General features: G+C 56.0%; 6 protein-coding genes. 5 read left to right on the top strand and 1 reads right to left on the bottom strand.

Annotated features, from left to right (window positions below):
• Nucleotides 1-712: 712 nt before the first annotated feature.
• Nucleotides 713-1,881 (bottom strand): IS3 family transposase gene (locus RDU24_RS11780; RefSeq protein WP_308735961.1). Its coding sequence is split into 2 segments (ribosomal slippage): nucleotides 713-1,620 and nucleotides 1,620-1,881, totalling 1,170 coding nucleotides; the frame shifts between segments, so codons are not numbered across the junction.
• A 393-nt stretch (nucleotides 1,882-2,274) separates the two neighbouring features.
• Between RDU24_RS11780 and RDU24_RS11775 the strand changes: the two genes are divergently transcribed.
• From RDU24_RS11775 to RDU24_RS11760, 5 genes are all read left to right on the top strand, one after another.
• Nucleotides 2,275-2,706, top strand: coding sequence for an ABC-three component system protein (locus RDU24_RS11775; protein ID WP_308735960.1), 432 nt, complete (start codon nucleotides 2,275-2,277; stop codon nucleotides 2,704-2,706).
• Complete coding sequence (locus tag RDU24_RS16030; RefSeq protein WP_374989769.1) at nucleotides 2,703-2,927, top strand: ABC-three component system middle component 6; 225 nt, start codon at nucleotides 2,703-2,705, stop codon at nucleotides 2,925-2,927. The genes RDU24_RS11775 and RDU24_RS16030 overlap by 4 nt, the downstream gene beginning before the upstream one ends.
• Nucleotides 2,924-4,663, top strand: a complete 1,740-nt coding sequence (locus RDU24_RS11770) for an ABC-three component system protein (protein ID WP_308735959.1) — start codon at nucleotides 2,924-2,926, stop codon at nucleotides 4,661-4,663. Before RDU24_RS16030 ends, RDU24_RS11770 begins: the two co-directional genes overlap by 4 nt.
• A 379-nt stretch (nucleotides 4,664-5,042) precedes the next feature.
• Nucleotides 5,043-9,002 (top strand): Eco57I restriction-modification methylase domain-containing protein, encoded by a 3,960-nt coding sequence (locus tag RDU24_RS11765; protein ID WP_308735958.1) that lies wholly within the window; start codon nucleotides 5,043-5,045, stop codon nucleotides 9,000-9,002.
• Nucleotides 8,990-9,253, top strand: coding sequence for a hypothetical protein (locus RDU24_RS11760; RefSeq protein WP_308735957.1), 264 nt, complete (start codon nucleotides 8,990-8,992; stop codon nucleotides 9,251-9,253). The genes RDU24_RS11765 and RDU24_RS11760 overlap by 13 nt, the downstream gene beginning before the upstream one ends.
• Nucleotides 9,254-9,290 lie beyond the last annotated feature (37 nt).

Genomic DNA, 9,290 nt, shown 5'->3' with positions numbered 1-9,290 from the left:
CGTTTCCTTCGTTTCCTTCGTTTCCTTCGTTTCCTTCGTTTCCTTCGTTTCCTTCGTTTCCTTCAGCTAGACCATCGCTACGCGCACGGTAGCACGAGCACGGCGTGCGGCAAGGCAACCCCTTCGGGGGCGGCTACGCCGCGCCTTGCCTCCCACCGCTTGCTCGTGCAGCGCATTGTTCGCGGGGCGACGGTCGAAGATGTTACGCCGCCGGCGAGGGCTCAAGTCAAAGATGATGGGCAGCGTGTCGGCCTGCTTCGCTGACCCGCGCCACGCATACGTGGGGCCTTGGCACCGGAAACCCGCAGAGAACCTTGGCGCTTGCGACGTGGTTCGGGCGGCTACCCCGCTAGTAGGAAATCTTGCGCAACACACCGAAGATGATCACTTTTTCCTGGGCTCGCCTGTCGTTTTGTGCTATATGTCATCTTCCCGAACGCACAAAACCAAGGAGATCTTATGGACGGCATCCTCATCTGCACAGCGCTGCTCATCGCCATCGTGCTCCTGAGCCGAGATGGTCAGGATTCGGACACGCTGGCTTACGCGCCGGTTCACCAGGATCCTGACGATACCACCACCTTTGCTGCCATCTGCGGCAGCAGCCTCATGATGCACGAAAGCCCTGTCCTCCCCAGCGATGACGACTGGCCGACCAGTAGCGCGGTGGACGACAGCTTCGTAACTGACCTGCCCCCAAAAGTTGTACCACTTATTGTGTTAGTCCATGTTCCCCTCTTGGCGCAAGAGGTGGCCCCCAGGGGGAGCACCCTGGCCCGAGGGGCAGGGTGGCGACCGGCGCTGGTGGACGTTGTCCTAGCGAACTGTGCGGCCTGATTGTATTGTACTCCTGACGCCACATTTCCAGAACGACCTGGGCTTCCCGCAGCGTGTAGAATATCTCTCCGTTCAGCTTCTCGTCCCGCATCTTTCCGTTGAAGCTCTCGCAGTAGCCGTTCTCCCAAGGTGAGCCAGGCTCAATGAACAGCGTTTTTACGCCGACCTTACCCAACCAGTCCCGGACAGCATGCGCGGCGAACTCGGAGCCGTTGTCTGAACGAATATGGTCCGGTGGTCCACGGTCAACGAAAAGCTCTGCTAAGCAATACATCACATCGTCTGAGCGCAGTTGCCGGGCGACAACAAGGGCCAAGCATTCACGTGTAAATTCATCAATGATCACAAGGATTCGAAACGCCCGGCCATCATGCGTTCTGGCCATGACGAAGTCATAGGACCAGACATGATTCCGCCAGCATGGTCTCAACCGGATGCATGAGCCATCATTGAGCCAGAGTCTGCCCCGTTTCGGCTGCTTCTGAGGGACCTTCAGCCCTTCCTGTCGCCAGATGCGCTCCACTCTCTTGTGATTTACGGTCCATCCTGCGTGCTGCAGCATAGCGTGCACACGGCGGTAGCCAAATCGACCGAATTCACTTGCGAAGTGGATGATGGCTGAGGTCAGAGGCTCTTCATCACTCATGGTGATTTTCTCGTATCTATGCGTGGAGCGAGGCTGTTCCAAAGCTTGGCAGGCTCGACGCTCAGATACCTTGAGAGCTACGCTGACATGGGCCACACACTTCCGGCGCCTGGAAGGGCTTAGAAGTTTCCCCTTACCGCCTCCTGCAGGATAAGCTTGTCCAGGGTCAACTCTGCCACAGCCTTCTTCAGCCGACCATTCTCTTTCTCCAGCGCCTTGAGCTTCCGGGCCTGGTCGACCTTGAGCCCACCATACTCATTGCGCCATCGGTAATAGGTCTGCTCTGAAATCTCCCGCCCACGACAAAATTCACCCACCGTCTTGCCCTGAGCCAAGGACACCTCGGCCTCTCTCAACATGGCAATAATCTGCTCCGGCGCTCGTCCTTTCCTGGCCATATCCCCTCCTCCTTGGTCAGGAACTCTAACATAATTCCTGGACCGGGTTTAGGGGGGCAGGTCAGTTGGTGCGTGGCGGGTATGGCGAGACAATACTCCGTTCAGACAATAAAACTTCTTTGGGGTCAGACAGCTGCGCGCTGCTGCAATCCGAAATGCCGTAGGGACGTGGTACTTCCAGCCACTACAACTGACCCAGCCAAGCCCATTGGAAAGATTGCGCATATTCGGGCGCATGGCAAATCGGGACCTAGGGCTGACCCCTTATATCCAGAAGAACTAGTTGATGCTTTGCCTAACCTCTTGCTGCTGTGCCCGAATTGTCACGATACTGTTGACGGACAGCCTCTCGCATATCCTCCTGACACTCTCCTCCGTTGGAAACAAGACCACTTGGACTGGGTCGCCATGGTGACGGCACAGAGCATGCCGGATCTTAGCTTCGAGGAACTCAATCAGGCCTGTGAGGGGATTGCAACATACGCTGGCAATTACAGGGAACTGACCATCGTCCCTCCTCAGGCAAAGCTTGAGCGGAATAAGCTTGGGGCTGAAAGCCATATGTACATCACCATGGGGATGGCGGTTGGGCAAAATGTGCGCGATTTCCTTGCGGCCATGGAGCAAACAGTTCCTGACTTTTCAAGCAAACTTGTTACCGGTCTCCGAGTTCGCTACGCTGATTGCTATAATGCGGGGTACCGTGGAGACAGACTATTTGAGGCAATGATTAGCTTGCTAGACAGACCAACGCTTCAGATGAAAGCTGCAAATATTGCAATCGTCAGTTATTTCTTCGAACTTTGCGACATATTTGAAAAATGATTCTCCCCAATAAGCATATCCTCCCACAAGACTCATTGCTGGGCTTGGGAGGGGTCATTCTTCAGACCCTTAAGCAACCAATGACGATCACAACCCTTTGGGAAGTGGCGAGGCGCAATTCCGCCGTCCGTTCATTTGAGCGATTGCTTCTGGCACTAGATTTTTTGTACGCAATTGGAGCTGTTGACATATCTCACGGCCTTCTCAGGAGACGCTCGTGATTCACGCTGTCACTGCAAATATGCCTTCGTTTCGGGAAGTTCATTTTCGACCCGGACTGAATATCATTCTCGCGGATCGATCTACGACCGCATCGGTTCGGGACTCTCGCAACTCTCTTGGAAAGACGACCTTGCTTGCAATCATAGATTTTTGCCTCGGTTCGTCAATTACGAATAAAAGCACTCCATGTGTCCCGGCCCTTTCTGGTTGGGAGTTCACATTAACTTTCGACCTTGATGGAAAGACTATTCAAGTGACTCGTTCCGTAGATGAAAATCATCTAGTGCGAGTATATGGGAGTGATCTGCCGTCATGGCCTGTTCCTCCAAACTCTGACTGTGAACAAGTTACATTTCCTGTCGAATCTTGGTGCATCGTGCTCGGCTTATATATGTTTGGATTAGGTGGGCGTACGTCAGGAGTGTCGTTCCGTTCACTAATTGGATACTTCCTCCGAGTTAACAAAGATTCATATGACGAGCCATTTCAGTTCTTTAAAAAGCAAAGTACAATTTCAAAATGGATTCATACATCATTTCTTCTCAACCTGTCTTGGCAGCTTGCCGCTGAATGGGGGAACCTCGCAAAGGCAAAAGCTGAAGTCAGCGTTTTGGAGAAGGCGATAAAAGAGATCGGGGGTGACAGTGCAGACTGCTCACTGGGGACGCTGGATGCAAAACGTGTTCAGCTTGCCACAAGCGTTCGCGTCAACTCTCAAGGCTTAAAATCTTTCAGGGTTACACCAAACTATCGTGACCTGGAACAACAGGCAAACGACCTAACTAGGGAAATCCAAAAGGCGCACAATGATAATGCGCTCGATGCAAACACACTCAAGGGGTATGAACAAAGCATCACAAGCGAAAACTACCTTGGCGAAGACAAGCTAATTTCTTTGTATCGCTCAGCTCGCATTGAACTGCCCGGCATTGTCACTGCTCGCCTTCGGGATGTTCGAGAGTTCCATCGCACAGTTGTCAAAAATCGTCGCGAGTTCCTCCAGGCTGAGGCCCAAAACTTACGCGCCGTAATCAAAGACCGCACCAATAAACTAGCTGCCCTTATCGAAACACGCGCAAAGTTGATGGAAATTCTTCGGACTAGTGGGGCCCTCGATGAATATACAAAGCTGCAAGAGGCACACTTAAAGCAAGTTGAGTCTCTTAAATCGATTGAACAGCGGATTGAAAGCCTACGCGCGCTGGGTCAGAAAAGTAGTGCCGTCAGGGTAGAGAAAGAGCTTTTGTTCACGCGCACAGTACAAGATTTACAAGATCGTTCTGAGCAAAAAGATGCTGCCATTGCATTTTTTGATGCGAATTCAAGGTTCCTGTATAACAGGTCGGGGATGTTGAAGATTGAAGCAAAGCCGAATGGCCTCTATTTCGATGTTCACATCCCTGCAAGAGACAGCCACGGCGTTGGCAACATGCAAATCTTCTGCTTTGACATTGCCGTAGCCCAGCTTTGGTCTTCTAGGGATAAGTCCCCTGGGTTCATTGCCCACGACAGTATTATCTTTGCTGATGTTGACGAGCGGCAAAGAGCAAAAGCGTTAGAATTAGCAAAGCAAGAATCAAACAGGCTAGGATTTCAGTACATCTGCACTTATAATTCTGACAACATTCCCACGTGCGACTTTTCTGAAGACTTTAGCGTTGAAGATCACGTCGTTTTGCGTTTGACTGACGACACAGACGCGGGCAGTTTGCTTGGGATTCGCTTCGAGCGTTGATTCTTAGCGCTCTCCTGAACCCCTTCGTCCTGTCCCGCCCCCGTTTGCCGCCGACACATATTCCCTGAACCGGGAGTGGGATGTGGTCTTCTGCCGCGCGAACGAGCGGCTAATTCAGGCCATGAGCGGCAATGAGGCTGTGCAGCGGCTGGCCCGCACCCACCGCCTGTCCGACCGCCGCGTGTTCGACATCCTCAAGCGCACGCCCATGACCACACGGTCAACGTAGGCGGAGCGGTGCAGCTGAAGCTGCTGGGGTGAAGGGGGGCGCTGGGAGAAAGCGAAACGGCACAGTCCAGCCCCTAGCAGTTCATTACATCTTTCTGTACAGTACCTTGCGCAAACCCTGGTACGGGGCCTTGCGCGGAGGACTGTAGCCATGTCGCACCCCCTTGATGCGTTTGTGACCAACCAGATTTTCGAGCAGAACTACTTCGAGAATGATGTCCCCAAGCTGCTCCCGGCGCTTGAGGACTCCTCGCCAGTTTTCGCGCAAGTGAAGGCGATCTATGCGGCGCAGAACATCATGGCACTCAACGAATCCCAGCTTGAAGACTTCGTCATCAAGCCGACCCTTCAGCTCCTCGGCTGGTTCCCGCTGTACCAGGAAATCAAGGTGGTTCATGGGAAGCAGATGAAGCCGGACTGGACCCTGTTCCCCAGTTCATCGGCCCTTGGAGCCTACATTGAGCTTGGCAAAGAAGAGCGGAAAACCGCCCTCGGCGACATCATCGCTTTTTGCGAGTCGAAGGATGCGAAGAAGGCGCTGGACACCAAGAAGGCCGACAAGGACAACAACCCTTACCTCCAGCTCCTGGAATACCTGAGCTACACGCGCCTTGAGTACGGCATGCTGAGCAACGCGGTGGAGTGGTGGCTTGTCGACAACACCAAAGTAACCAGCGAAAAGCGGTACCTGCGCATCGACCTCGCGGCCATCATCAAGGCGGATGACGTTGAAGCCTTCCGGTACTTTCTGCACTTCTTCCGGCGTGCGAACTTTGTGGCGGACGAAGCCGAGAAGCCCGCCCCCATCAAGGTCATGGCTTGGCAGGAAGCCCAGGCTCGCCGCGCCGTTGAAGAAGACCTGCGCAAGGTCATCTATGGCCTTGACGGCGAAGACTCCCTGTTCGAACGCATAGGACGTGCATTGTTCGCGGCCACGGGCAAGACCGCCAGTCCGAGCAATCTGAGGCTCGTCTTCGAGAACAGCCTCTACCTCGTGTTCCGTCTGCTCTTCATCGCTTTTTTCGAGGATAAGTTCGCCAAGCAACTGGACTCCCACCCGTCATATCCCGACCTCTCTTTGCGCAAGCTCTACAACGGTCTTGGGACGAATCCTGCCGCCCCTCATAGGGGCTGGAACAACCTGAAAACGCTATTTGCGACCTTGAACGATGGCAACGCAGACTTGGGCATCCCACTCTTGAATGGCGGCCTGTTCGACAATCGCAGGGCAACCTTGCTGACCAAGCCGCAGGTCATGGATGACGCTCTGCTCAAAGCCATCCTGCGAGACCTGTTCTGCTGGCAGGGGGGCCTGCTCCGTCGCGACTTCCGCACGCTGTCTGTGACACATCTCGGGGCAATCTACGAAGGGCTTCTGGAGTTCGAGTTCCGCGTTGCCGAGGAGGAGCTGAGCTACATCATCTACCGCATCAAGGAGAAGGGGGTTTGGAAGTCCCAGGAGGGCTTCTTCGACACTTACGACGCGGCGAACCTGCGCGCGGATAAGTTCTGCGAAATCCACGACGAACGCAGACTGCCCCAGGGAGAGCTCTATCTTGTGAGTTCGCAGAACTCCCGCAAGGCCGCTGGCAGCTACTACACGCCCTCGGAACTTTCCTTCCCCCTCGTCCGGCAAGCCATCGACCACCAGTTGGGCAAGCTGGACTCCATCCTCAAGTTGCGCATCCTGGACAACGCCTGCGGCTCCGGGCACCTGCTTATTGAGGCCTTGAGCTACATCACCCGCAAGGCGCTCGACCACATGGGCGAGGACGAGGCCCTGGCGGCCCAGCTCGCGACCGAGAAGGCGAAAATTGAGACCGCTCTCGCGGCGCTTCGCATCACCGTGGAAATCGACGAGTTCGCTGTCCTGAAGCGGCTCTTGCTCAAGCAGGTCATCTACGGCGTGGACATGCAACCCTTCGCCATCGAGCTTGCCCACCTCTCCCTGTGGATAGACACCTTCGTATTCGGCACGCCCTTGTCCTTCATTGAGCACCACGTAAAGGTGGGCAACGCGCTCATCGGCGCAACCATCGCGGATTTCGATTTTTACATCAGCGGCTACAAGGACCAGCTCTTCAAGTACGCCCTCAAGGAGGAGTTCACCAAGCTCCGCGATGTCTTCGCCAAGCTGAGCGCCATCCGGGATACCACCCCGGAAGAGGTGAACCGCTCCAAGGCCCTCTACAAGAACGAAATCGTCCCCATGCTCCAGCGGCTCGATGACGCCCTGAACCTGGTGAACCTGCGCAAGATGCTCCATCACGAAGGCAAGACCAGGGAGGCCGAGCTCCTGTCCAAGACCGGCGAGCTGGCCCGCAAGCTCTTCGACCAGAAGGACACCGCCCTCGCCCTCAGGATTCAGACCTACAAGGACACGTACCACTTCTTCAACTGGGAGCTGGAGTTCCCCGAGGTCTTCGCCTCGGGCGAAGGCCAGGGCTTCCACGTCATCGTTGGCAATCCGCCGTGGGACAAAACCAAGTTCCTCGACCCGGACTTCTTCAGCCAGTACCGCTCCAACTACCGGAGCATGACCAACAGCCAGAAGGCGCAGGTGCAGGCCGACCTGTTGGACAAGCCGCACATCCGCAAGCAGTATGATGAGGACAAGGACTGGGTGCAGGCCGTGAATGAGTACTACAAGGCGGCCTACGTACTGAACGCCGGTTCCGGCGACGGCAATCTGTTCCGCTTCTTTGTGGAGCGCAACCTCGGCCTGCTCCTGCCCGGCGGCACGCTCAACTACATTCTGCCCACGGGCCTGCTTACGGATGAAGGCTCCGACACCCTGCGCAAGCACATCCTGGAGCGCTACCGCATCAATAGCTTCGACGGATTCGAAAACCGGGAGCTGCTCTTCCCGGATGTTGACGTCCGCTACAAGTTCGGCCTGCTCCAAATCGAGCGCACCCACCCCGACGCGGACCACGCAAGCAAAATGCGCTTCATGCTGACGGACCCACGCGTGCTGGACACGGAGGAAGGCCGCTTCGACTATTCCGTGCAGGATGTGCGCGCCACCTCGCCGGGGCACATGGCCTTTATGGAGGTTGGCGGCGGCAGGGCGGACCTGGACCTGCTCCGGCGTTTCTATGGCCTGTTCAAGCCCCTCTCGCCGGATTGGCTGGACTTCCGCACCGAGCTTCATGCCACCAACGACAAGAAAATATTCCGGGAGCGCAGGCGGCCCGAGGACCTGCCCCTCTACAAAGGGGCTTCCGTCTGGCAGTATGACAGCCTCTATGCCGAGCCCGAGTATTGGCTGAACCCCGAGGTCTTTGACGACTACCTGCGCGGCAAGGAGATAAGCCGCCTCATTGCCGACATCTACCCGGCCTTGCCCCTGCCCAAATTGGCCAACCAAAAGCTGGCTATCCTGGATGCCGTTGGGGTGGCAGACCGGGAAGACCTCGGCCAGTTCGTGAAGCCGGACCGGGGCTATTTCCGCCTTGGCTTCCGCGACATCGCCCGCGACACCGACGAGCGGACGCTCATCACGGCGCTGGTGCCGCAAGCCGTTGGCGCGCAGAATACCCTATGGGTTTCCATCCCCAAATATTACCGCTTTGAGGGGAAGCAGAAGGTCTCCGTCTCAGAAGTGTCAGTTGAACGCCTGCTTTTTGCTCAAGCCGTGTTCAATAGCCTCGTGGTGGACTGGATTCTGCGTTTCTCCGTGAGCATCCATGTCAACAAGACTTACCTGATGCGCCTGCCGCTCCCCCAGCCCACCGATTCCGAGTTGACGGACACGGCGGTCTACAAGGAGCTTGTCCGCAACTCCCTGCGCCTGACCCTGCACTATAACCGGGACGGCTTCGCCGAGCTTGGTGCCCGGTTCGGCATCGAGGAGAAGGACATCCCAGATACCCCGAAAAAGGTGGATATGCTCCGCATCCGCAACGACTGCCTTGTGGCCGGGCTCTACCACGTCACGCCTGAGGAACTGGCCTATCTGCTCAAGAGCTTCAAGGTCATGCACTCCAAACGGCCGGAATACGGACAGTCGCTCAAGGAAAAGTACGTGAGCTATTGTGCCGTGGGGGGACTAGCCCTTCCTGCCCCTCCTGAACCCCTTCATCCTGTCCCGCCCCCATGCGCCGCCTAGAATTGGCGGCGCATGGGGGCGGTTCTATTGGCCCCCTGAACTGGGCCGCGACCCAGAACAATCTGGGCGCTGCGCTGAAAGCGCTCGCCGAGAAAGCTCAAGACGCGGCCAAGGCGCGCGAGGCCCTGAAGCATTACACGTCCGCATTCGATGTATACAGCACGTCGGAAGCGCCATATTATCGCGAGTTGGTTGAAGAAAACATGCGCAATGTGCAGGCGCTCATCGAGAAGCTGGAGAAAGGGAAGTAGGTTCGACTATAGCTACGTCCGCTTGACGGCATACCCT

Source organism: Humidesulfovibrio sp., from assembly GCF_031082295.1.
In the GTDB taxonomy this organism is placed as follows: domain Bacteria; phylum Desulfobacterota; class Desulfovibrionia; order Desulfovibrionales; family Desulfovibrionaceae; genus Humidesulfovibrio.
The sequence above is the reverse complement of the archived record's forward strand: the minus strand, read 5'-3'. Positions and strand labels throughout refer to the sequence as shown.